General features: G+C 43.8%; 15 protein-coding genes and 3 pseudogenes. 11 read left to right on the top strand and 7 right to left on the bottom strand.

Annotated features, from left to right (window positions below; genetic code table 11):
- Positions 1-96 precede the first annotated feature (96 nt).
- On the top strand, positions 97-1,062 hold the full coding sequence (locus RAH45_RS06555) for a hypothetical protein (protein WP_306495874.1): 966 nt from the start codon (positions 97-99) through the stop codon (positions 1,060-1,062).
- A gap of 167 nt (positions 1,063-1,229) precedes the next feature.
- Complete coding sequence (locus tag RAH45_RS06550) at positions 1,230-1,871, top strand: hypothetical protein (RefSeq protein WP_201590746.1); 642 nt, start codon at positions 1,230-1,232, stop codon at positions 1,869-1,871.
- Positions 1,872-2,139: 268 nt separating this feature from the next.
- Here the strand turns inward: RAH45_RS06550 and nirD are convergent, their stop codons facing one another.
- Positions 2,140-2,547 carry a nitrite reductase small subunit NirD gene (nirD, locus tag RAH45_RS06545; protein ID WP_281491502.1) on the bottom strand — a complete coding sequence of 136 codons (408 nt, stop codon included), beginning with the start codon at positions 2,545-2,547 and terminating at the stop codon, positions 2,140-2,142.
- A 45-nt stretch (positions 2,548-2,592) separates the two neighbouring features.
- Positions 2,593-5,202: a nitrite reductase large subunit NirB gene (nirB, locus tag RAH45_RS06540; protein ID WP_281491503.1), complete on the bottom strand. Its 2,610-nt coding sequence runs from the start codon at positions 5,200-5,202 to the stop codon at positions 2,593-2,595.
- Positions 5,203-5,759: 557 nt separating this feature from the next.
- Between nirB and RAH45_RS06535 the strand changes: the two genes are divergently transcribed.
- The 5 genes from RAH45_RS06535 (at position 5,760) to cobA (ending at position 15,174) form a co-directional block, all read left to right on the top strand.
- Positions 5,760-7,271 (top strand): NarK family nitrate/nitrite MFS transporter, encoded by a 1,512-nt coding sequence (locus RAH45_RS06535; RefSeq protein WP_201590753.1) that lies wholly within the window; start codon positions 5,760-5,762, stop codon positions 7,269-7,271.
- Positions 7,272-7,273: 2 nt separating this feature from the next.
- A complete protein-coding gene (locus RAH45_RS06530) occupies positions 7,274-9,343 on the top strand; it encodes a bifunctional protein-serine/threonine kinase/phosphatase (protein WP_306495873.1) in 2,070 nt (689 codons plus the stop codon).
- A 77-nt stretch (positions 9,344-9,420) separates the two neighbouring features.
- Entirely contained in the window at positions 9,421-10,851 is a 1,431-nt protein-coding gene (locus tag RAH45_RS06525) for an NAD(P)/FAD-dependent oxidoreductase (RefSeq protein ID WP_281491505.1), read from the top strand.
- A complete protein-coding gene (locus tag RAH45_RS06520; protein WP_281491506.1) occupies positions 10,848-14,135 on the top strand; it encodes a molybdopterin-dependent oxidoreductase in 3,288 nt (1,095 codons plus the stop codon). Before RAH45_RS06525 ends, RAH45_RS06520 begins: the two co-directional genes overlap by 4 nt.
- Positions 14,136-14,244: 109 nt before the next feature.
- Positions 14,245-15,174, top strand: a complete 930-nt coding sequence (gene cobA / locus RAH45_RS06515; RefSeq protein ID WP_068408011.1) for a uroporphyrinogen-III C-methyltransferase — start codon at positions 14,245-14,247, stop codon at positions 15,172-15,174.
- Between the two features lie 58 nt (positions 15,175-15,232).
- Here cobA and RAH45_RS06510 read toward each other — a convergent pair whose 3' ends face one another.
- On the bottom strand, positions 15,233-16,117 hold the full coding sequence (locus RAH45_RS06510) for a LysR family transcriptional regulator (RefSeq protein WP_193031186.1): 885 nt from the start codon (positions 16,115-16,117) through the stop codon (positions 15,233-15,235).
- 164 nt (positions 16,118-16,281) lie between these two features.
- Between RAH45_RS06510 and RAH45_RS06505 the strand changes: the two genes are divergently transcribed.
- Positions 16,282-17,421 carry an alkene reductase gene (locus tag RAH45_RS06505; protein ID WP_306495872.1) on the top strand — a complete coding sequence of 380 codons (1,140 nt, stop codon included), beginning with the start codon at positions 16,282-16,284 and terminating at the stop codon, positions 17,419-17,421.
- 146 nt (positions 17,422-17,567) lie between these two features.
- Positions 17,568-17,784 (top strand): annotated as a pseudogene (locus RAH45_RS06500) (hypothetical protein).
- A 666-nt stretch (positions 17,785-18,450) separates the two neighbouring features.
- Here the strand turns inward: RAH45_RS06500 and RAH45_RS06495 are convergent.
- Positions 18,451-18,960, bottom strand: a complete 510-nt coding sequence (locus tag RAH45_RS06495) for a hypothetical protein (RefSeq protein ID WP_068403484.1) — start codon at positions 18,958-18,960, stop codon at positions 18,451-18,453.
- A gap of 102 nt (positions 18,961-19,062) precedes the next feature.
- On the opposite strand from RAH45_RS06495, the gene RAH45_RS06490 reads away from it, so the two are divergent.
- Positions 19,063-19,803: a serpin family protein gene (locus RAH45_RS06490; protein WP_227678287.1), complete on the top strand. Its 741-nt coding sequence runs from the start codon at positions 19,063-19,065 to the stop codon at positions 19,801-19,803.
- On the opposite strand, the pseudogene RAH45_RS06485 reads toward RAH45_RS06490, so the two are convergent.
- From RAH45_RS06485 to RAH45_RS06475, 3 genes and pseudogenes are all read right to left on the bottom strand, one after another.
- Positions 19,804-21,006, bottom strand: a pseudogene (locus RAH45_RS06485) (IS3 family transposase). It abuts the gene before it with no gap.
- 65 nt (positions 21,007-21,071) lie between these two features.
- Positions 21,072-21,911 (bottom strand): annotated as a pseudogene (locus RAH45_RS06480) (IS256 family transposase); the annotation flags it as partial.
- Positions 21,912-22,022: 111 nt separating this feature from the next.
- Positions 22,023-22,928, bottom strand: a complete 906-nt coding sequence (locus tag RAH45_RS06475) for a LysR family transcriptional regulator (RefSeq protein ID WP_068408371.1) — start codon at positions 22,926-22,928, stop codon at positions 22,023-22,025.
- Between the two features lie 293 nt (positions 22,929-23,221).
- Here RAH45_RS06475 and RAH45_RS06470 point away from each other — a divergent pair, with 293 nt between their 5' ends.
- The gene (locus tag RAH45_RS06470; protein ID WP_102076855.1) at positions 23,222-24,925 is read left to right on the top strand and encodes an L-lactate permease; all 1,704 of its coding nucleotides are present in this window, start codon (positions 23,222-23,224) and stop codon (positions 24,923-24,925) included.
- Positions 24,926-24,957 lie beyond the last annotated feature (32 nt).

Here is a 24,957-nt window from a genome sequence, read left to right as displayed (position 1 = left end):
TAAATTAGTCATATAGATAAAACGTAAAAAATCATTTATCCCTTAATTTTAGCAATCATCTAATTTTTGTGGCATTCACTGTTCTGGTATCTCTTCATGAGCGATAAAAAAAGCAAGAAAAGCACTGATCTAGAGGTAAATTTAGCTAAAATCGCTAATGCTAAGCCGCGCCGACGCTCACGTAAAAACGATATTTATGAGCGCTTTATCACGCGTGTCGAAAATGTGGACGGCAATGATAATGAAGATGGCGAACAAGCCAGTGGTATTAGTGGCAACGGCAGGCTCGCACCGCTAAAGAACGCTGATAAACTGTCCTCATACGAGCCTTTGAGTGCCGCGGAGCTAGAATTGTTTGCCAGCCAGCAAGAGGAAAGTACAGACGTTCATTTGAATTTCTTTGATGAAGATGAGCGTCTAGAGGTAAGTGGTACAGCAAGCAATGAAGCTGACCTACCTCATGATGCTATGGTAAAAGAAAAAGCCTCCTTTTCCAGTACAGACTCTTTAGATGATGCCAAGCACATTTCTAAAAACCATTCTAAAAACGATGAAAACATTCAAGATCATGATTCTAAAAGTACTAATGAGAACATAGATAACGACGGTTTGGTAGTACAAAGTCCAACCGCATTTACCCTCTCAAAAAATAAAAAGCTGGCAAGTAGCAAAAAACCGCTCATTATTGGCATGATAGTGGGCTCATTATTCATTGCTGCGGTGGTACTAGCCCTTATCTTTACGGGGGTCTTATCAACGTCAACCACAGCGCCTGAACCTAAATCTAAGGTGGCAGCGTCTGATAACGCTGGCACGACAAACAGTAGTAATAACAGCGATAATAATACCGCAAATGCAACAAATACTTCGAATGATGCCAGCAAGCAACAGCCTGTAAATACTCAGCCTCAGGTGGTAAATACCGACAACAAAGACGTTAATCGTAAACCAGCCGCCGCTATCGATGATTCAGAAAATGAATCGGCATCTGAGCCAGCCATTACATACGAGGACTTTAGAGAAGAGTCACAAAGTACCTTGTATCGTGAGACCAACGATTAAGCTGTGATAATAATGATTTTGAGCAACGAGCTTGTGTTTTGATACCGTTTATCTGTTAATTCTTACGCTCATTCCAAAAATCATTGCATCGTGTCATAGGTTACGTATCATCATATAAAGACGCGGATATATACCGCTCATCATATATATGGATACGGTACTGACTTATGAACCCCTCAAGTAATGACGGAAATCCTGATATCGCTAATAAGCTGCCTAGCAGTAGCCTTAACAGTGATGATGTTATCTTGAATATCGAGGGTCGAAAGCGTATGCGTCGGCCCTATGAGCGCTACATGCAGCAGCAAGATAAGCAAAAAGCGTTAGAAAATTCTGCAGCGGATGCGACTATGGTACATAAGCTACATAAGCAGAGCGAGAACCATCAATCCTTAGATATCATTCATTCTAACGAAACAGTCACAGCTCACCAATCAACCTCTCCATTTTACGCTGACACGGCTAAATCTACAAAGAAACCTAAAAAGAGTAGGTCGCTTAATTATGCCAAGTTTCTCAGTGTCATGGCTATCTTTTGCGCTGTCTTCTTGCTTGCCGTATTTGCCTTCAATTACTTACTCTCAAAAAATTCTCAGGTACCATTAGGAGTTAACAGCACGTCAGTTGCTCAGAATAGGGCATCTGCCAAGCAAATGAATACAAACTTAGCAACCGACCCTAATTCTATTCCTACTTTCATTTCACCACGAGATGAGACAAAAAATGAAAGGCAAAATGGTGATGAGCAAATCAATAATATGAAGGCTATAAAAGTTAAAACAGCACTTAGTGAGCATGATTTTAGATAAGAGGCGCAGAATACCTTATTCCGTGACTCAGAGAAACAGGCCAGCCAGAAACCTGACATTACCACTCAGACAGAAATGAATCCACAGGATTTTAAAGCAGAAGCTAAGAGTATCTTGTATCGGGATGAGACTAAAGCAGGTAATAATCTGAGAAGGTTTTAATTTCAAAGCCTATCTCAGATTATTATGCAATCTTGAATATTATATCAACCACTGTCTATCAACTATTGAGTATTGACTAAAACAGATGTAAATGTAAACCAACAGCTTAGACAGCCTCTATTTCGAGTAGTGTCGTAGATGACGTTTCTAACTGCTCATATTTTATAATCACATCATTACCTTCAAAACTAATATCAAGCTCAACATTATAAGTAGCAAGCATTACACTGTTATCATCCAAGCACTGACCGGTAGCAATGTTAAAGCGCTGCTTATAAATAGGTGAAGCCACATACAACACCGCTTCATCAATGCCACCATCGTTGGTAACAGTAGTACCACCCACTAACCCTCTAGATAATACATTGGCCTGACTAAAGGGATCATAGTTATCAAGCGCGAATAGTTTATTGTCTTTAGTACGAAAAATTGCTACTTGTTTGCCCTCTATTAGTGCGCAAACACCAGTTTCAGGGAGAATGTCTTCTAATCTACAAACTACATACTGGTTCATTGGATTATCCTTATTGGTGTATGATCGAAAGTTATTAAGCGGTGATTAAGACAGCTCAGTCGCTAGGATTTTAGCTTTTTCAATATCGGTCGCAGGGCGGATCTGCTCGCGCTCGGTGACAAAGACCACATTGTCATCTCCTTGTTCACTATTGACGAAGTGACGGAAGCGTTTGAGCTTTTCGCTATCGGTGATGGTGGCTTTCCACTCACACACATAGTTGTCGATCAGCAGTTGCATCTGCGCCTCTAGCTCATCAGCGATACCTAAACTGTCTTCAACAATGACGGCTTGTAAATACGCCAATCCGCCATCTAAGCTCTCGCGCCATTTTGAGGTACGCTGGAGCTTATCTGCTGTTTTGATATAAAACATGATAATACGGTCGATGTATTTGATGACCGTATCGCTATCAAGATCAGTGGCAAACAATTCGCCATGACGCGGGGTCATACCGCCATTACCACAGACAAATAAATTCCAACCATTTTCGGTGGCGATAATACCAAAGTCCTTGCTTTGTGCCTCTGCACACTCGCGTGTACATCCAGACACGCCCATTTTTATCTTGTGCGGTGAACGCACGCCTTTATAGCGGTCTTCTAATCTTAGTGCTAAGCCGACACTGTCATCGACACCGTAGCGACACCAGTTATTACCCACGCAGGATTTAACCGTCCTTAACGACTTACCATAAGCGTGACCAGTCTCAAAACCGGCTTGCACCAACTGTGTCCAGATATCAGGTAGTTGGTCTAGACGTGCACCAAATAAATCCACGCGCTGACCACCCGTAATTTTGGTATATAGATTAAATTCTTTGGCGACTTGTCCAAGGATGATCAGCTTATCAGCAGTGATTTCACCACCCGGCACACGAGGTACGACCGAATAGGTGCCATCTTTTTGTATATTTCCCAGATAGTAGTCATTGCTGTCTTGCAACGGTGTCAGTTCAGGCTTGAGCACATAATCATTCCAGCATGAGGCCAAGATGGAGGCGACCGTAGGTTTGCAAATCTCGCAGCCATGACCTTTACCATGCTCCTCCAGTAGCGCATCAAAAGTTCTAATACCATGAACACGAATCAAGCTATAGATCTCTTGACGGGTATAAGCAAAGTGCTCACATAAGTCGTTATTGACCTCAAAACCAAGGGTCGTTAACTGGTAGCTTAAAGTGTCTTTCACCATAGGAGCACAGCCACCACAGCCTGTACCTGCACTGGTACAAGACTTTAATTCGGCAATGGAGTACGCACCGTTCTCAACCGCCGTGCAAATATCGCCTTTGGTGACGTTGTAGCATGAGCAAATCGTAGCGCTATCCGGTAAGTTCTCTATACCCATTGCTGGTTTTTCAACGTTCGGTAAAATCAAGCTCTCAGGATGGGCAGGCAAGTCGACATCATTGAGGTATAGCTGTAATAGATTGTTATAGTCTTCGGTATCACCGACCAATACCGCGCCAAGCAAGCGCTTGTTATCAGGCGTTGTGACCAGTTTTTTATAGATGCCTGTCGCAGGATTTTGATATAAATAGCTCAAGCTGTCTGCGCTTTTGCCATGTGCGTCACCGATACTGCCTACATCCACGCCCATCAGTTTGAGCTTGGTGCTCATATCAGCGCCTGTAAAGGTTTGCGTTTGTTCTCCGGCAATTTGCGCCGCACAAATATTCGCCATGCTATAACCAGGTGCCACTAAGCCAAATACTTGATTATCCCATACCGCGCATTCGCCAATAGCATACACATGTTTGGACGTGGTACGGCACTGCTCATTAATTACAATACCGCCGCGCGCACCCATTTCAATAGCGCACTTAGGGTTGTTTTTGATAATGCCGTCTTGTGGACGAATACCGGCACTAAAGACGATCATATCGGTATCAAGCGAGGTGTCATCGGTGAATTGCATGGTCAGCTGGCACGGGTTCTCATTAAAGGTGCTCAGGTTTTTATGTATGGCGTCGGTATTATCAATAATGGCTTGGGTGTTTTTACCGGTCAATACTTTGACGCCAAGCGCTTCAATTTTTCGTTTCAAAATATCGCCGCCAGCCGCATCAAGCTGTACGCCCATCAACTGCGGGGCAAACTCTACCACATAAGTCTCTAATCCTAAGGTGACCAGTGCTTTTGCCGCTTCAAGCCCGAGTAGTCCTCCACCCACGACCACGCCTCTTTTTACTTTGGGCTGCTCAGCAATGGCAAGAATGTCGTCCAAATCAGCAATGGTGCGATACACATGACAGTGTCGATGCTCTCGTCCTGGAATCGGTGGCACAAACGGATATGAGCCTGTTGCCAGTACCAGCTCACTATATTCAATTTGCTCGCCAGCTTTAGTGGTGATGTATTGATTGGTGGTGTCGATATCTACAATACATTGATTCAAATGCAGCTGAATCTGGGCTGATTCATAGGTGCTCAAATCAACCAAGTTGAGTTTGCTGACATCTTTATGCTCAAAGTAGCTCGATAAATACACCCGATCGTAAGCAGGACGGTTTTCTTCAGCAAACACATGAATTTCAAACTGCTCATGCAAGCCTTTTTCTATGGCGCGCTCAATAAAATGATGCCCAACCATACCGTTGCCAATCACTACCAACTTAGTTTTACCTGCCTTACTCACTATAGTGCTACTCATGTGATTATCCTTAGTCATGCGTTTATCTAAATAGTGCTTACAGCAATTACACCTTCAATAACTGTGCCAAGCACCGTTATATAGCACCATATTTCTAAGCGAAAGGCTGATTACTACAGAAGAAAGCCTGTGTCAATGACAGTGTCTTTCTAAGGCAGCGTGGTATTTTCGAGTATATGAATAGGCATGATAAATAAGACAGTCTTCGCTCATTGAATGTGAGGATATAAAAAATAGATGCACCAAAATAGATAAAACTATGCACCAATTTGTTTGTTTTTATAGCAGTGAGGATTTTAAATTTATCTCGATAAAGTTAGTATTTTCATATAGCTATTAGAGTATGAGTAATTTATCCAAGCTACTTGGATGTCATCTATAGCAACGTATAGACGCTTTTATCAAAGGTAAATTTTATCTTCACAACACGGCTCATAGCGGCAGCTGGCACAGCCATTGCACCCCCTTAAATGCTCTAACAGGTTAGCTCGTTCAATACAATATGTTCTTCGACTTTCCCTGTTGGCCCTAAATTTCACTATTTAAGGAAACCGCTTATGTCGTCATCGCCATCACCGAGCCCTACTGCACCAAATAAAAACAAGCTTAATATCCTCTCCTTTACTGGTAAGAATAAGATACTCCATCTTGGATGGATGGCTTTTTTTCTGACCTTTTTTGTATGGTTTAACCACGCACCATTCTTATCTGCCATCGGTGAGACCTTGAGCTTGACCAAAGACCAAGTCAAAACCTTGTTGATATTAAACGTTGCTTTGACTATTCCCGCTCGAGTCATTATTGGCATGCTGACCGATCGTTTTGGTCCGCGCCTCGTCTATACCGCCATTTTGGCTATTGGAGCGATTCCCTGTTTTACCTTTGCCTTTGCGCAAGATTACAACACGCTGGCATTGTCTCGTTTCTTTTTGGGCTTTGTGGGCGCAGGGTTTGTGGTGGGCATTCGTCTCATGAGTGATTGGTTCCCTGCAAGCGAGTTGGGTACGGCTGAAGGTATTTATGGCGGTTGGGGTAATTTTGGTTCTGCTGCTGCGGCCTTGCTGTTGCCAACAGTAGCTATTATTGCTGCGGCTATGTTTGGTGGCGATGAAGGATGGCGTTATGCGACGGCCACCTCTGGGGTGGTGATGATGCTCTATAGTGTGATTTTTTATAAGATGGTACGTGATACTCCCAAGGGTGCCACGTATTTTAAACCCAAAAAATCTGGTGCCATGATGGTAACCTCAACAGGCGACTTTTGGCTAATGATGACGTTTAAGCTGCCAATGTATTTGGCGTTAGCGCTTCTGGCATGGAAGCTATCACCTGCTGGCGTCAGCTTACTCAGTCAGTCGAGTGTCAATATCGTCTACATCGGATTGGTTGTTTTATATATTTATGAGTTCGTCAGTAGCTATCGTTTTAATAAAGAGGTGTTTACGACTCCTGTGCCAAAAGCGCATCAATATGATTTTAAGCAGGTCGGCATCCTAAATGTTTTATACTTTGCGACCTTTGGCTCAGAGCTTGCCGTGGTGTCTATGTTGCCACTTTTTTATCAAGAGACATTTAACCTATCGATTGTGATGGCAGGGGTTTTGGCCTCAAGCTATGCATTTATGAATTTAATGTCGCGACCGGGCGGCGGTTGGCTCAGTGATAAGTTTGGGCGCAAAATCACGCTGTTGATTTTGACAGCAGGCTTAGCCGTTGGTTATCTATTAATGGGCATCGTTGATTCAACATGGCCGATTGCCTTGGCACTATTCATCACAATGTTTTGCTCGTTCTTTGTGCAGGCGGGTGAAGGCGCTGTATTTGCTGTCATTCCACTGATCAAGCGTAGCATGACCGGACAATTTGCTGGCATGACTGGTGCTTATGGGAATGTTGGTTCAGTTGTTTATTTAACTGTATTGAGTCTGGTCTCTTATCAGGTGTTCTTTATGGTGATTGCAGCGACCGCCGTCATTGGCTTCTTTGCGCTGTTCTTTTTAAAAGAACCTGAAGGTGTCATCATCGAAGAGATGCCTGATGGTAGTTTTGCCCAAATACAAGTGAGCTAAATATGCAAATGAATGAGGCGCTGTGGCAGCTTGATTTTCATAGCATGCAAGGGCGGAAATCCGAGAATCAAGACAGCTTGCTAATCACAACCTGCTTACCATATGACAAGCTTGCCGCATCTGCACCTTTATTGGTGCTGATGGCAGACGGCGTCAGTGCCTGTCAGTTTCCCAAACAAGCCAGTCAATTGGTGGTCAATACTGTCGCGCACCATCTTACCTTAGCACTCAAAAATAAGGCACTTCAAGAAATGGTATTGGCAGAAAACCAAGCGCAATCAGCCAATAAAACACAGGCCAATGGTCAAGAAACATCCATAGACTTTGACGACCATCAAATTGCAATATTGATTCGGGAGACGGTCCATAAAGCCAACGATGCCCTCTATTTCCCGCAAGTCTATGAGCGCGTGCCACCACTATTATCGACCTTGTCAGGCCTGCTATGTAACGGCGACCGTATTCATCTGTTTCATACAGGCGACTCACGTATTTACCGTATTGGTATTGATAGCATGGCAGTACTTACTAAAGACCATCGCATTCATCATGGGCAAGATAAAGGCGCGCTATCTGCCGCTATTGGCGCGGATACGATGGTCAATCTCCAGCAGTCAGTGTTTACCTTGCATCAAAATGAGTGTTTAGCCTTGATGACCGATGGTGTTTATGAGTCTATTGCAGCGCCCGAGCTTCAGTTCGAGTTATGTACAGCAGTAAGGGCGCTATGTCATCCGAATCAGACGATAGATACGTCGGAGCATAGCTCTATTGACTGGGCGATGAATAGTCTTAGTGTCAGCCAAAGCATATGCCAGCAAGCGTTTAATGAGGGCAGTCATGACAACTTAAGTATGATAATGCTGGGTATGAATATACAAGCACGCCATAAGCAGACGTTTAATGAGCAGAATTCTAGGTCAGGCGAAAGTGCTCATACTAAGGACAATAGTGATTATGAAAACCCTAGCCTTCATGATATCCATCGTTATCAGTTGTTAACGGGGTTGGAAGTTGGGGCGCGGATTGATGGTTTTATCGTCAAGCATATTATAGCCCGCACTGCTCGTAGCGAAGTATATCTAGTAGAAGATGAAAACCATCATCCATTTGTATTAAAGTCACCAAGTCTTAGTGCTATTGCCGATGGTCATTATCTGCGCGAATTTTTAAAGGAGCGTAAAATCGGCCTAAGCTTATCTAAGCACAGACGGGCAGGCGAGCCTGCCTATAATCAAGCGGATCCTAACACCCTATCTATCGATCGAAACTTTACAGACATCACAGACATCACAGACATCAGCGGCATAAAACCCTATATAGACGCGAGCTCAGCGCTTAGCTCATCAGGGTTGCTGCGCTATTACCCCATACCAGCCAGCAGTACATATCTATATTATCTGACCGAATATATTGAAGGTGGGAGTCTAAGAGATTTCATGGATCGTCATGCGCCTTGTGATGTGTGGCAGACCTATGACTTACTCACCAAGATTGGTATGGCGGTTCGGGTGATGCATCGAAACTATCTATTACATCAAGATATCAAGCCTGAAAATATACTACTGACACCGTCAGGTGCGGTCAAATTGATAGATTTCGGTTCAGCCAGCTCATCTATACTCAAAGACAGTACGCGACCTCCCAATGGGGATTTGCACTACGTTGCACCAGAATATTACACCGATGCACCAAAAGGTGTGCACTCTGATTTATTTTCCATAGCTGTGATTGGCTATGAATTGCTAACAGGTGAGCTGCCATTTAGCTCACAAGCGTTAATGCATTCACATCAGGAAAATCATACATTGACCCTACCTACTGAGTTATTACGTCAGCACCGTGTACCCGCTGCCAGCCAGCAAGCATTAATGCGTGCGCTGCATTCTAATCCCCGCGCTCGCTATCAAGCGATTGGCGAGTTCTTACAAGATTTTAACCCTGACAATCACAATCCTAACCATATTAGCGACCCTGAGCCGCTCATCATACGCAGTCCATTACTGGTATGGCATAGCATTTGCTTTATCCAGTTTATAATTATTTTTTCGCTGTTGGCTTATTTTTTATAAGTTCAGTCTCAGCACAAAAAATGATATGACACGCCATTAATTAATGCTGCGCGTTGCGGCTAAGGGATTTTTTGCTCATGTCATCAGATAGATCAAAATTAACAATACAGACAACGTCTTATGCTCATTTAAATGCGGGTATTGTCATTATTGGTGCTGGCATGGCAGGCAGCCGTTTTGCCATTGAGTTGGCACGTGCGCGCCAACAAAGTCAGTCGTCAAATAATCAAAGGTCATTACCGATTATCCTTATCAGTAAAGAGCCGGAGGTCGGCTACAACCGCATTATGCTATCACCAGTACTGGCAGGAGATAGTGCCTTTGACGATACTTATTTATACCAGCAATCAGATTATGAACAGTTGGGTATTATTGTCTTAGCAGGGACCGCTGTTACCGCTGTGGACACCAAGCAACAATCTATTGAGCTGGATAGTGGACAGACGCTGGTTTATGCCAAGCTGGTTATCGCTACGGGTTCGAGCGCTCGAGTCATACCTTTTCCCAATCATGATGCGACAGGCGTACATGTGTTCCGAGAGGTAGCTGATGTTAATGCTTTAATTGAATACGCGAATCAAGGGAAAAAAGGTTTGGTGATTGGCGGCGGTGTCTTAGGATTAGAAGCCGCTTGTGCGCTAGCTTCCCAAGGGGCAGACATGACGGTCGTTCATGTAGATAGCTATGTTCTTAACAGGCAGCTTGACTTACCGGCTGCCCAGCTATTGCAAGCTGAACTGGCTCGTCGGGGCGTAGCTGTGGAGGTCTCTGCTATTACTGATTGTATTATGGTCAATGACCAGCATGAAGTGGCGGGGTTATCACTGAAAGATGGACGTATCTTGCCAGCAAATTTTATCGTGATGGCAGTAGGGGTGATGCCTAATATAGCACTGGCGAGAGACTGTGGTCTTGAGGTCAACCGAGGCATCCTTGTAGATAACTTTATGCATACGAGCTGTCCTCATGTCTATGCAGTTGGCGAATGCGTAGAGTTGGATGGTGAGCTATTCGGTATGGTGGCACCTGTTAATCAGCAAGTGGATGCCTTAGTCTCTGTGCTAAAAGACACTCGACTATCGGGCGACAGCTTAGGTTCTAAAGAGAACTGGCAGCCTTTTCGCAGTACACCGCTGTCCTTAAAGCTAAAAGTATCTGGCATCAGTGCTTTTTCAGCAGGGCAAGTCGACTTTGAAGAGGAGGAAGCGGCAGCTATCGAAACCATTACTTATCAGCAAACCAGTATAAATCACTATCATTGCCTTTACCTTAGAAACAATAAACTGATCGGCGCTGTACTCTACGGTGAGGTCAATGAGGGCAGTTTCTATAGCCAGCTGATCAACAGCAATAGTGATATCGCGCCTATAAAAGCGGATTTAATATTTGGCGAGGCTTACTGTGATTTGGAGAAGGTAACGACAGATAGTGAGGCTAACGGAGACATGGATAACGATAGCGATCTGGATTTATTAAGCGCAGCAGACATAGTAGGAGCGGCGTCATGAGTGAAGTGATCTTGAGTAATAAACCGAATGCTAGTCAAGAATTAGAAAGTCGTATACGTCGATCTAATAACAAATCTGATGACATGATCAATCCTTCAAAAACGGCTCTTATTGCCACTTATACTGAAGAAATGACATCCACCATACGCACCACTTGTCCTTACTGCGGGGTAGGGTGTGGCGTCTTAGCCAGTGTCGATGCGATAGGGGTAGTGAGCGTAAAAGGAGATCCTGAACATCCTGCTAACTTTGGTAAACTATGCTCAAAGGGCAGTGCGCTGGCACAAACCTTAGGCAGCGAGCGCCGCTTAACTGAGCCTTATTATCAAAATAAACTAGCATCGATGGCACAACAGCAACCCATAACTTACCACTCTCATGCTTATAGCGCTACCGCAGCACTGAACAATCTAGCCTCTACCGTGCCGACCGATTGGAATAGTGTTCTAGATGATATCGCTACTCGCTTAAATGAAACTATCACCAAGCACGGTCGCGACAGCATTATGTTCTATGTCTCAGGGCAGCTGCTCACTGAGGATTACTACGTTGCCAATAAGTTTATAAAAGGCTTTATCGGTAATAATAATATCGACTCCAACTCACGACTGTGTATGTCATCGGCGGTAGCAGGACACAAACGTGCCTTTGGCGCAGATTTAGTCCTCGGTAATTATGAGGACTTAGAGGCCTGCGATTTATTGGTGCTGGTGGGCTCAAACATGGCATGGTGTCACCCTATTTTGTTTGGACGCTTTTTGGCCGCCAAAAAGGCTGATCCCAGTAAAAAACTGATTGCCATTGACCCACGTCGTACCGATTCCTGTGAGTTTGCCGATTTGCATCTACCGATAGCAGCGGGCACCGATACGCATTTATACAATGGTTTATTACATTATCTTAGCGAACACAGCTGCGCTGATATAGGTTATATCGAGCATGGTCATGGTGTTGATGATGCTTTAGCGGCAGCCAACGTCTGGAGCATTGAAAAAGTTGCTCAAGCTTGCCAAGTCAGTATCGACAGTATCCTTGAATTTTATCAGCTAGTCGCAGCTCATGACAAAACAGTAACTGCGTTTAGTATGGGCGTCAACCAGTCAAAGAGTGGCACTGATAAGGTTAATGCCATTATCAACACCCATCTGCTTACGGGACGAGTGGGCAAACCGGGTGCCAGTCCTTTTTCACTCACTGGTCAGCCAAATGCCATGGGCGGTCGAGAAGTAGGCGCGCTGGCTAATTTGCTGGCGGCACATTTAGATTTGAGTAATAGTGTTCATCGTCAACTGGTGGCTGACTTTTGGCAGGCACCTCAGCCTATTACTGCAGAAGTAGGCGTCAAAGCGTGCGATGCTGCCGATGCTATCTTAGATGGGCGGATTAAAGCCATTTGGGTTATGGCAACCAATCCGGTCGTGAGCTTACCTGACGCGGATAAATTTCGCCATGCATTAGCGGCTTGTGACTTGGTCATTGTCTCTGACTGCTCGGTAGACAGTGATACGGTTAAGTGCGCAGATATTGTATTACCTGCCCAAGGTTGGGGTGAAAAGTCAGGCACAGTCACCAATTCTGAGCGACGAATATCAAGACAACGCGCTGTAAAGCCTGCACTCGGTCTTGCCAAACCTGATTGGTGGATACTCTCGCAAGTGGCGAGGCGTATGGGGCTATCAGGGTTTGATTATGATCATCCTAGTGAGATATTTAATGAGTACGTGGCGCTCACTGCTTTTAAGAACAACCCTAGTCAATCAGCATCAAAAAACAATCAACCGCGCTATCTCAATTTGGCTAAAGACTTACCAATGCCAGTTCTAAGTCGCGCTGACTATGAGGTAATACCCCCCTTTCAGTGGGGTGGCGCGCGTATTACACCCACTCAAGTAAACCTCATTGCTATTACGCCTTCAGATAGTGCTAGCCTGCCTAATTTTCATCACTTCCATCAACATCAACGTCGGCAAAACTCGAATAAGAGCGATGTTAAGAATAGAGATAAGCGGCATAACACTGACTTCGACCCCTCAACCGTGAATCTACGCCTGATTACGGGTAGACTACGAGATCAGTGGCATACCATGACACGCACAGGGCTGTCGCCACAGCTCAATCAACATGAATCTGTGCCGACGCTGACTGTCCATCCTAATGAAGCCAAACAACTCGGTGTTGAAAAGGGCGACTATGTGCAGCTACATTCTCGCTATGAGCAGATCCTGCCGAATAGTGAGGCAACAACTATTGATACGAATAATGTTAGTAAAAATGCCGATACAGATAATGAGAATATCGAGCAAACGGTTTTAGCGCAAATCGCCATCAGTGATAGTATGCGTGTTGGTGATGCCTTTATGCCCATACACTGGAGTAATGCCTTTGCTAGCTTTGCACGGGTAGGGACGCTCATCCCGACATTTGTAGATCAATATTCAGGACAGCCTGAGCTAAAAAACTCAGCGATTCGCATGAGCGCCGTGCCTATGCAGACACTTGGCAAGATTATGGTGCATCCTGATTTGCAGGACACCATATTAGTGCACTTGCGTGCGATGACTGCTCATTTTAAGAAGAAAGCAATAGCGGGTGAGTCGCAAACAGCGTCTACAAATTTTGAGTTAAATGGTGCATGTTCGTCTCTCTCACTACCAGCGCTGACATGGAGTATCAGCAGGCAAGCCAATAGTGTGCTCATTACTCTTGCCAGCCCAGCCGAGCGCACAGCTAGGCAGTTGCTTGACCCTAAATTTTGGCAGCAGTTTATCGATGACTATCAAAAGTCTGTATCAGAAAGATTGTTAATTGACAATGCTGACGATACTCTGACGGTTAATAGCGCTTTCACCTTGAGTAAACCAGAGAAGCAACTACGCTTTATCTCGACTCAGTCGGAGGTGAGGAGTGAGGCGTTAGACCATATACCAAGTCCTTTAGACTCTGCTATGCCGAGTGATCAGCTGCTATTAGCCATTTATTTCGCACCAAAAGTGATGTATTTGCCTAGTACACATTGGCTTGACATCTGCTTTGCCAGTACCGATGCCATACCAGTACAGCAGCGTTATAAATGGTTGCTGGCAGGCCGTCCAGCTACCGGCTATATCGATCCAGGTCCGTTGGTGTGCTCTTGCATGGCAGTCGGAGAAAACATTATTGTCAATGCAATCGCCAAGCAGCAGTGTCATAGCGCACAAGCAGTGGGCGAAGCGTGCCGTGCTGGTACCAATTGCGGCTCGTGTGTGGGTCAAATCAATGCGCTTATTGAGGAGTATGCGTCATAGCTGTCTTATAACTTCCTTATAGCCGCCTTATGAAATACAACCAATTGATCAATATGGCATGGGGCTTGCACCGTATATTGCACTAACAGCATCATTAGGAGTCACCGTCATGACGGATTCATCTGCCTTTATCGCAACACTACCTCCAAACGATTTATCTAATAAAAAGTGTGTCGTCAATACACTAAACGCGCCATTAAATATAGCAGCTACAAAAGTAGGTACTGTGCATTTAGTCGGTGCAGGCTCTGGTGATCCTGAGCTGCTCACACTAAAAGCTTTGCGAATCATGCAGAGCGCTGATGTGGTGCTTTATGATAGTTTGGTCTCAGAGGATATCTTGGATATGTGCGAACCAACAGCAGAGAAGATATTCGTCGGTAAACGCCGAGCCAATCATGCGCTGCCGCAAGAAGGCATCAATGAGCTGCTGGTCAAGCACGCGCTGGCAGGTAAAACAGTTGTAAGACTTAAAGGCGGCGACCCTTTTATCTTTGCGCGCGGCGGAGAGGAGCTTCAAGAAGTGGTACGCCATGGTATCTTTTTTGAATCTATTCCCGGTATTACTGCCGCCAGTGCCGCTGCTAGTAGTACAGGTATTCCATTGACGCATCGAGACCATGCGCAGACAGTGAAGTTTGTAACGGCATATAAGAAATCAGGAGCGCCCAACAATAACTATGACGAGCATTTAGATAGCACCCAAACCGTCGTTTTTTATATGGGATTGCATCAGCTAGATGAATTGACCGAAGGGTTAATAGCAGCGGGACGAGATAGCGAAACGCCTTTTGCGGTGATTAGCCATGCCAGCTTGCCCACGCAGCAACTGCTCATCGGTACGCTTGATAGTATCGCTAAGCAGCAAGCCGAAGCGAAATTGCCAACCCCAGCATTACTGATTATGGGCGATGTGGTGACGCTATATCATGAATTTGCAGACTACAACCTTGGTGCATTTGGTAAGCGTGCAGTCTGCAATATTAAGCAATCCATCACCGATAAACATCTTATACCTACTTTTGAGAGTGTTGCATAAAATATAGGGTTAGCCTAAATGCTCAATAAGATGACTTTAAGACAGGCTAATCTTTTAACTATAAATTTCGTAATTGCTCAATTAACCAGCGATGTATACCACTGTCACTGGTACGTGGATGCCATGCTGCGATTACCTTAAAGGTGGGCGGTAATGCTTCGATTTCAATCTCTTTGACTTTATTATTTGGTAATAGTCGCGCAGGGTAAAAGGCAATCATGTCGGTGGTGTGCAGGATATCTGGCACGGCTGAAAAGCTAGGAACTGACATCACAATATGGCGTTTAAGCCCTTTTTCTGCAAACCATTGATCATGCGATCCGCGCAAATTGGCACGCGAAGGCGATACCACCAGCTGTGGGTGTGCGGCAACTTGCGCCAGTGTGAATATCTCTGTTGCAAAGGTGTTTTTGTAACCCGTCACACATAAATGCTGTTCTTCAAATAGCGTCACATACGATAAATTATCAGGGATAAACTCTGGAAAAGTAATCAGCAAATCAAGTTCACCTGCCGCAATAAGCTGATTGATATTGTCTGAGGCAAAATCTCTCACTATCAGCTTTAAATGAGGCGCTTCACGGCGTGTGATACTAAATAACTGCGGCAATAATGCCTGCGTAGCATAGTCGGTTGCACTAATCGTAAAGACGCCTTTATAGGTTTGCGGCGTAAACACTTCTGGCTCTAACAATACTTCCAACTGTTTTAATATCTCGTCAATCGGTTGCCGCATCGCTAGTGCTTTTGGTGTTGCCACCATGCTATTACCTTGACGAATAAACAAACGATCATCAAACAAATCCCGTAGCTTACGCAACTGCTCACTAATCGCTTGTTGCGTCAGTCCCATTTTGCGCGCAACTTGCGAGAGATTTTTTAGATCAAGTAGTGCCTGCAATACTCTAAGCTGCTTGATATCTAGCCGATTCATACCATTCATAACACTTACCATTAATAGTTGTACCCTAAACAAGAAAGGCTTGTTTCTAATTGTACCTATAAAACTCTATGCTAACCAACATTACTTAAGCAGCCCATTAAACCTAAAAATAGATTCAGTGGCTCAAAAAATAAGCCTATCCGTTTGCTTTAAAAGAGAGTGTTATGAAACAAGCTATGCCAAATACCAGTGCGTTATTTTCATCTGTACAACTTGGACCTTATACCCTTAAAAACCGTATCGTGATGCCGCCTTTGACGCGCTCTCGTAGCACGCAACCTGACAATATCCCTAATGATTTAATGGCAAGCTATTATGCACAGCGCGCCTCAGCAGGTTTTATGGTAACTGAAGGTACGCAGATTGAGCCACGAGGCCAAGGCTACGCGTGGACGCCGGGTATTCATTCGCAAGCCCAAATTGAAGGCTGGAAAAAAGTTACGCAAGCAGTACATGCTAAAGGCGGTATTATTTTTGCTCAGTTATGGCACGTTGGCCGCGTATCTCATACCAGCTTACAACCAAACCAAGCTCAGCCTATCGCTCCATCTGCCATTACTGCCACTAACGTCAAAGTATTTATTGAGACAGGTCCAGGCGAGGGCGCTTTAGCCGACCCAAGTGAGCCACGGGCACTGAGCACAGAAGAAGTGGGTGAATTGGTCGCTATGTATGCACAAGCCGCGCGCAACGCACTAGAAGCAGGTTTTGATGGGGTAGAGCTACACTGTGCCAATGGCTATTTGGTGAATCAATTTATCTCTGAGCATAGCAATACACGTGATGATCAATATGGTGGTTCGTTGACCAATCGTCTGCGTTTTTTAAAAGAAGTGGTCGCTGCCGTCAGTGATGTGGTTGGTGCTGATCGTTTAGGCGTACGTTTTGCGCCTTTATTTGCCAGCACGGATGAAACTCGTGTGTATCTAGGCTTAGTAGAAGCAGACCCGCATCATACCTATATTGAAGCGATTAAAGTACTTGAACAGGCGGGCATTGCTTACTTATCCATTGCAGAGGCTGATTGGGATAATGCGCCTGATTTGCCAGAGCCTTTTTATCAAGCGGTCAGAGCTGAGTTTTCAGGACGTATTATTTATGCCGGTAAGTACACTGTGCAGAAGTCGGTCGATATATTATCTAAAGGTTATGGGGATTTATTTGCTTTTGGTCGTCCTTTTATTGCTAATCCCGATTTACCTGAACGCATAGCCAATCATTGGCCACTCAATGAGGCAGATCCTGCCACGATGTATGGTGGCACTGCCATTGGCTATAGTGATTATCCTCGCTATCAAGAATAGTCAAAAAGTAGTGCATAAAACAAGGTCGATCACGGCCTTGTTTTCACCGCAGCAAGCGATCGGTATAAGCGGTGCGATGACACTATAAAAATGCACATAATTCTAAAGATATTTTATTTGTCAGTATTTATCAGTTGGTAGACGCAATGAATAAAAGTTTGAAAGACAGACTGATACGCATATTAGTAGGATATGTCGGACTTTATCCGACGCTCTTAATCGTATTAACGTTATTAAAGCCTGTGAACTCATGGTCTAAGTCTGCCAGTGGTGGTATTGATTGAGACCATAATACTCGTGCCGTTGACGCAGATGGTGTCATTCCCACTAGCAGGCTGGCTCATTGAGCGTTTAAGAAGGTAGCAGTTGTTGCTCTTTGCCTAGTTTGGATATGGGTTTTTAATATTATTGATTGAGATGATAAATGATTGATGGAAGGGGTCGGTTTATAAACCAGATAAATAACTTATCTAGATTTCAGCCGAGCATTCATAGCGCAATAAAATAATAATCTAAAACCCATGCTATCAGTGACTCTAAAACAGCCTATTTAACTTATGGCTACCTAAATTTAGGTTCACGATTTAAAAGAGTTAATTTTCTATTAAAAACAATGACCTATAGTTAATATAAAAATAAGTGGTTCATGAACCTTGGTATGTGACATAGCCTGAGTACAACAACTTTAATTTAAACTATTAGGAGTCTCAACTGAGACACTGAATTACGCTAAAAAATCAAGATGATCGTTCATTCATTCTCCTAGCTTTTTTATTTAAGGGGGTTTTTCATTACAAAATGAGAAAACCAGCCATACTGAAAAAGTAGCGATATTAGCACAATTCTTGCTGATTGCTTCTTGGTTAGAGTGAATAAATCATCATTTATATCAATGAATTATACTTCTGATTCTTCAGTAGATACTTGAAATGAGTATTTGAGTTTTTCATACATGGCAAAGCACTTTCACTACTTGGCTTTTGTAAAGCACTCTCTCTTTATAATTGACCTCTTAAGCTGATTTGCCTGCTAGTCAAATTTAGTGCCGAACAATATTGAGCTACGTTTGAGGCACGAGGGCTTCGCTTTTGATATAAAAATATCTTGTACTTTTTGAAACTGACTATCTAAAGCAATACCATTTGAACGAATAATATTACCTATTAAAAAGCCTCTGTCATAAATATAGACAATGCCTTTACCTTTATCCCAATAGGTCACTCCTTCAGGCAGTATAGGCGTAGAAAACATGCCATCACTTGACTCTATTAATAAACAACCCTCTATTACAACCAATCGTCCACCGACCCCCATGTCTAACTGGGGTTCCTCAGGATCAAAAGGGTATGTAAATATATCTGCATATGTCGGTGTTAATATATTAGAGATATCCTCTATTTCAGTCTTCAGGACTTTATTCTCACTAGTGGCTTTATTCATCATGTTTTTTGAAGGTGTCATACAACCTGATATTAAGATTGCTAAAAATATGATTAAGTATTTTTTAAGCTTATGGCTGTCCTTATACACTGTATTCATCTGAAATATCATCCTTAAATTTATTAGCATATGTTTACTAAATCAGCCTAAACCCTTGTATATAATCAGGACATCATCCGAATTATAAAGAGGTACAGCGCCGTGAAAAACCGTAACTATTACATTTATAAAAAGCCTACGATTAAGCTCAGCATGGGTATGCTTGCTTTAGGCAGTTTACTGGCAATCGCTGGTTGTAATAATAGCTTGGTTGACAATCAACTGATAAAAGCGGCAGCCGAAAAACCTGTAGTTAGCAAGACTGAGAACCCTTCAACCCCAAAGACTGATAAGAACTATATCGCTGCTGACGACTCTGCTTCAACGCCTGAAGGTATCAAGCAAGTCGTTAATGCCAACAATCAATTCGCTATTGATCTGTATCAGCAGATAAATAAGCAACCTGCACAATCAGATAAAAACATCTTCTTCTCGCCCTATAGCTTGTCCACTGCCATGGCTATGCTCTATGCCGCAGCAGAGGGTGAAACAAAGCAGCAAATCCAAAAGACCTTTCATTATCCAACGCCAGCTATCCTTAATCCCAATAGGGCCGCGCTCTACAATCAATTTAATAAACCCAATTCAAATTATGACTTAAGCACGGTTAATGACTTATGGATACATCAAGGCTTGAGCCCCAATCAAACTTATTTGGATACGGTGCAGCGCTATTACGGTGGTAAAGTCACCACTCTTGATTTTAAAAACAGTCCTGAACCTTCCCGTCAGACTATCAATAAGACCATTGCCAAACATACCAAGCAGATGATTCCTGAGCTGCTCGCAAAAGATAGTGACCCCTGCCGTCAATCCCGTATATATAAACTTGGGAGATTTTGATTACGCAGCCTGACGATAATAATCAAACCACACCTGTCTTGGCGATTTATAGCCTAAACCCTTTTGAATCCTAGTCTGATTATAATATAACTCAATATATCCAATGATATCTCTGATAGCTGCAAACCTTGTTTTATAGTCTTGGTGATATACTAGCTCGTTCTTCAATATGCCCCAGAAGCTTTCTATGGGTGCGTTGTCAAAGCAGTTGCCTTTACCGCTCATTGAACCTGTAAACTGATGCTGCTTGATGATCTTGTGGTAAGCATGGCTACAGTACTGACTGCCTCTGTCAGAGTGAACGACTAGCCCTTTGCTTGGTTGTTTATTCTTGATGGCCATGTTCAATGCTTTGCATACTAGATCTGCGGTCATTCGCTTATTGATCGCATAGCCGACCAGCTCTTTGGTATATAAATCTTTGACTCCCGCTAAATACAACCAGCCCTCAAGCGTCCAAATATAGGTGATGTCACTGGCCCACGCTTGGTTAGGGCGACTGGCATCAAACTCTTGATCCAACACGTTTGGATAGACCAGTTTGTTGTGATTGGAGTCGGTGGTGACTTTAAAGCGTTTGTGGCGACGGCATTTGATGCTGTATTCCTCTTTGATGCTTCTGACCTTGCTCACTTAGATGCGCATGCAGACGCTCAACACCATAGCGCTCATGAGTTTCACTGTGAGCGGCTTTAACGAGTAGCTCACAATGGTTGCGATGTATCTGCTGCTCGCTGATATCGCGACTCAGCCAGTCGTAGTAACTTGAATGCTTAACCCTTAGCACGCGGCACATAGTGGTGATGGTAAAGAAGTACTGGTTATCTTTGATGAAGGCGTACCTGACTAGCTGTTTTTCGCGAAGTACGCCGTCGCCTCACTCGAGCATAGCTCTCCCCTTGCGTCGGGGCGAAGCAGTGCTTCGCTTTATCCCTCCTCATTTAGTATCTCGCGCTCCTCTTCGGCAACTTTGAGCTGTCGTTTGAGCTGCTTTATTTCTTGAAGAGCTGTGATAAGATCAGGGTCGTATTGCTCTGTGCCGACAAGCTTGCCTTGGTTGGCTTTGTTATGCCAATTCGATAGCGTTTGCATGGCAATGCCAAGCTGCTTTGCGGTTGCTGAGATATTGCCATTATTGTCTGATATCTTCTTAACGGCTTCAGCTTTAAATTCTGTGCTATAGGTTCTTATTTTCTTGACCATGATAAACTCCGATTAATATGCTTAGTTTACCAAGTTTACTTGTACGGTTTCTTCAGCATAGCTCAAGCCTTTAAATCAGCCGCTACGGCCTTCTTATCCGTCCATGGTACAAACTTCATGGAGTAACGCACCATATGCACGATACACAGCTGAACCTGAGCGTTGGGATAAACCGTATTGATGGCATCAGGGAAGCCCTTTAAGCCGTCGACACAGGCAATGAGGATATCTTGTACCCCGCGGTTTTGTAGTTCAGTGAGAACACCCAGCCAGAACTTAGCGCCTTCATTCTCTGATAACCACATACCAAGCAGCTCTTTTTTACCGTTAAGAGCAACACCTAGCGCCAGATAGATAGCCTTGTTGATGATCTGCTTGTCTTGACGTACTTTAACGACAATGCAGTCTAAATAGACGATAGGATAAACACTGCTCAGCGGCCGGTTCTGCCAAGCGGTGATGTCCTCTAAGATGTTATCGGTGACTCTTGAAACCAAGCTGCTTGAGATGTCGACATCGTAGAGCTCTTTAATGCTCTCTACAATCTCGGTGGTGGTTTGACCCTTGGCGTAAAGGAATATGATTTTATCATCGAGACCTGAGATACGGGTTTGATGCTTACTAACGAGTACAGGCTCAAAGCTGCCACCGCGGTCTCTTGGGGTGGATATCTCAAGATCGCCTGTGTCACTGCGGACGGTCTTTTTAGTGTGCCCGTTACGCTTATTAGGTTTATCCGCCTTTTCATGCTTGGGATAGCCGAGATGGTCTTCCATCTCAGCTTCTAAGGCAGTATCAATAAAGGATTGCATGAGCTGCTTTTGAAAATCTTTGATGTCATCGAAGCTGTTCATGCTACCAGCCATTTGCTCGGCCAGTTTCTTGATGTCAGATTGAGTAGTCATTGCTTATTCTCCTGTTATTGGATTATAAGCAGTTACACAGTTTTTAGGAAAGGCTCTATTAGCTTTTTTATTTCATTCATCTTTTTATAGACATCAAAATAGGCTTTTTACTTAGCAGTAGTAAGCCTGTTTCCGATGTAATGAGTCTCGCAAATGTGCAACGAGCAGTTTTAACTTTTGATCTGGTTGCCTGGCCTTAGGATATACTGCATACATGCCCAGTTCCTTTCGTGTAAACCGTTGCAAAATCTGAGTAAGTGTATGTTGTTGTATCTCCTCATGGACCAACGCTTGGGGCAAAAAAGCAATGCCTAAATCGCTGAGCGTGGCTTGTTTAATCGCACTAAGATGATTGCTATGAAACCTACCATGGACAGGCATTAATTGCTCTGTGCCGTCTATACATACTGGCCATATGTTGTTAGAGGTATTATCTAACTTATAGATTATGCACTCATGATTGTCTAATTCTTCAGGGGTTTGAGGCGTACCATATCGCTTTAAATAGTCTGGCGTCGCACATATCACCCATCGGCTATCTATAAGACGTCTTGCAATGAGCGATGAGTCTTCAAGCTCAGCGGTCCTTATTGCCAAATCAAATCCTTCCTCTATCAAGTCAACCAATCGATTGGTAATTTGTAACTCTACCGATACTTCAGGGTGTTGTTTACAGAATTCAGCAATAGATTCGCTCAATATGAAATTCGCAGAGACCACAGGCAGGGTTATACGTATATGGCCTTTCATATCTTCGCCGTAACCCGTTACTGCATCTTCAGCTTCCTGAAAGGCATGTTTAGCAATTTTAGCTTTGTCGTAAAGCGTCCTGCCGGCATCGGTTAAGCTCAACTTTCTAGTGGTTCTATAAATGAGTTGAGTATTTAAGTTCTCTTCTAATCTTGCAATGCGCTTGCTCACTACTGAATTGGTTAATGATAGCTTTTCAGCGACTTTAGAAAATGACCCTTCCTCAACAACTTGGACAAATAAAACCATATCGTCAGCTTTGACCATACTTGTGCTCCAATTGGCGTAATGCGGATTAGATTATAGCAAAAAAGGAAAATAATATTGTCCATTGATGCAATATATCAATTAATTAACAAGGCGTAGACTATTTTAGGGCTTTTTGAACATGGGCCATAGACTGTCGCAAGTCGTGCTCGGTTTTGTCTACAAGACGGCTTGGATAAATTAGCAGTCCCTGTTTGTGAATGTTTAATACAACTTAGTCATCATTGAGTCGTCAAAATAAAGGCTGCGATGACTTGGTTCAGGGAAGATCGCACAATCAAAAGGATGTAATTTTGAATCAAACAATATATGGGCTTTTGGCATTACTGCCAATCGTTCTCTGTGGTATTTTTCTTATAGGCTTGCAATGGTCAGCTAAAAAAACAATGCCTATCATTTTAGTTGTTACCGCTGCGCTTGCCATTTTTATATGGGATATGACGCTTAACCGAGTGTCATCATCTATTATTCAGGGTTTGGTGATAACTGTCTCGGTGTTGTGGATTGTCTTTGGTGCTATTTTTCTGTTGAATACATTAAAACATACTGGTGCAATCGCCGTTATCCGTGCTGGGTTTACCAATGTATCGCCAGATAGGCGTGTGCAAGCCATTATTATTGCATGGTGCTTTGGCTGCTTTCTTGAGGGTGCCTCAGGTTTTGGTACAGCTGCCGCTATTGCTGCGCCTTTGCTGGTGGCGATAGGATTTCCAGCGCTGGGTGCGGTGTTGATGGGAATGATGATACAAAGTACACCTGTATCATTTGGTGCGGTCGGTACGCCTATCGTTATTGGGGTAAATAATGGGTTAGATAAAGCGGCCATTAGCGCTCAACTGGCACAAGAAGGACTACAGTGGGGCGACTTTTTACAACTGATTACCAGTCAAGTGGCTATCATGCATGGTGTCATTGGTACGTTTATGCCACTTTTTATGGTGATGATGCTCACCCGCTTTTTTGGTAAGAATAAAAGCTGGAAAGAAGGCTTCGCTATTTGGCCGTTTGCGATTTTTGCAGGCTTGGCATTTACAATCCCTTATATGATAACCGGTGTTTTTTTAGGGCCAGAGTTTCCTTCACTGGTCGGAGGTTTAGTTAGTATAGCCATTGTTGTAAACGCTGCTAAAAGAGGGTTTTTAGTCCCAAAAACAACTTGGGATTTTGCGCCTCAGAAAAACTGGCCAAGCGAATGGATGGGTAAACTGGTGGTCAGTAAAGAAGATGTGACGCTTGATTTAACCAGTAAAAAGATGTCTGCGGTTATGGCGTGGTTCCCTTATTTACTCGTTGCAGTCTTACTGGTGTGCTCAAGAGTATTCGCTGGATTTGAATCCTTATTAACCAGTGCAACGTTAGATTTTACGACGGTTTTAGGAGAGGCAGATGTAAGCGCTAGTTTTAGTCCTCTGTACTTACCTGGAGGCTTGTTAGTAATAAGCGCCTTGGTTGCCGCTGCTCTGCAAACTAAAAAACCAGGTAGTGCACTAAATAATGCCTTTAAAGAATCAACTAAAACGGTCTTAGGAGCTGGTTTTGTACTGGTTTTTACGATTCCAATGGTCAGAATCTTTATCAATTCAGGGGTAAACTTATCAGATGTGGCGAGTATGCCAGTCGCCAGTGCCGAGTTGTTTGCGGGTACTTTTGGCAACGCTTTTCCGTTAATTAGTTCTACCATTGGTGCACTAGGGGCCTTTATCGCGGGTTCTAATACCGTTTCTAACATGATGTTTAGTCAATTTCAGTATGAAGCGGCGGTGAGCCTACGTATTTCACCTTCTTTAATCATAGCGTCTCAAGCTGTTGGTGCCGCAGCCGGTAATATGGTTGCCATACATAACGTGGTGGCTGCATCAGCAACGGTGGGTTTACTTGGTATGGAGGGCGCCACACTTAGGCGTACTATTTTACCCACCATATACTATGTGTTGTTCTGTGGCATCATCGTCATGGCCGCCATTTACATTTTTGGTTTTCAAGGGCCCTTAGCATGATGAATGACACACAATCACAAGATAAGGAGCAT

The sequence above is a fragment of the Psychrobacter sp. van23A genome (genome assembly GCF_030845275.1).
Lineage (GTDB): Bacteria > Pseudomonadota > Gammaproteobacteria > Pseudomonadales > Moraxellaceae > Psychrobacter > Psychrobacter faecalis.
This window is presented reverse-complemented; position numbering and strand designations above follow the sequence as displayed.

What these genes read in the sequence shown, in the direction of transcription:
- RAH45_RS06525 (WP_281491505.1), top strand. Translation starts at nt 9,421, where the DNA reads ATGTCATCAGATAGATCAAAATTAACAATACAGACAACGTCTTATGCT.
- RAH45_RS06555 (WP_306495874.1), top strand. Translation starts at nt 97, where the DNA reads ATGAGCGATAAAAAAAGCAAGAAAAGCACTGATCTAGAGGTAAATTTA.
- RAH45_RS06505 (WP_306495872.1), top strand. Translation starts at nt 16,282, where the DNA reads ATGAAACAAGCTATGCCAAATACCAGTGCGTTATTTTCATCTGTACAA.
- RAH45_RS06535 (WP_201590753.1), top strand. Translation starts at nt 5,760, where the DNA reads ATGTCGTCATCGCCATCACCGAGCCCTACTGCACCAAATAAAAACAAG.
- RAH45_RS06475 (WP_068408371.1), bottom strand. Translation starts at nt 22,928, where the DNA reads ATGGTCAAAGCTGACGATATGGTTTTATTTGTCCAAGTTGTTGAGGAA.
- RAH45_RS06550 (WP_201590746.1), top strand. Translation starts at nt 1,230, where the DNA reads ATGAACCCCTCAAGTAATGACGGAAATCCTGATATCGCTAATAAGCTG.
- nirD (WP_281491502.1), bottom strand. Translation starts at nt 2,547, where the DNA reads ATGAACCAGTATGTAGTTTGTAGATTAGAAGACATTCTCCCTGAAACT.
- RAH45_RS06510 (WP_193031186.1), bottom strand. Translation starts at nt 16,117, where the DNA reads ATGAATGGTATGAATCGGCTAGATATCAAGCAGCTTAGAGTATTGCAG.
- RAH45_RS06495 (WP_068403484.1), bottom strand. Translation starts at nt 18,960, where the DNA reads ATGAATACAGTGTATAAGGACAGCCATAAGCTTAAAAAATACTTAATC.
- cobA (WP_068408011.1), top strand. Translation starts at nt 14,245, where the DNA reads ATGACGGATTCATCTGCCTTTATCGCAACACTACCTCCAAACGATTTA.
- RAH45_RS06520 (WP_281491506.1), top strand. Translation starts at nt 10,848, where the DNA reads ATGAGTGAAGTGATCTTGAGTAATAAACCGAATGCTAGTCAAGAATTA.
- RAH45_RS06530 (WP_306495873.1), top strand. Translation starts at nt 7,274, where the DNA reads ATGCAAATGAATGAGGCGCTGTGGCAGCTTGATTTTCATAGCATGCAA.
- nirB (WP_281491503.1), bottom strand. Translation starts at nt 5,202, where the DNA reads ATGAGTAGCACTATAGTGAGTAAGGCAGGTAAAACTAAGTTGGTAGTG.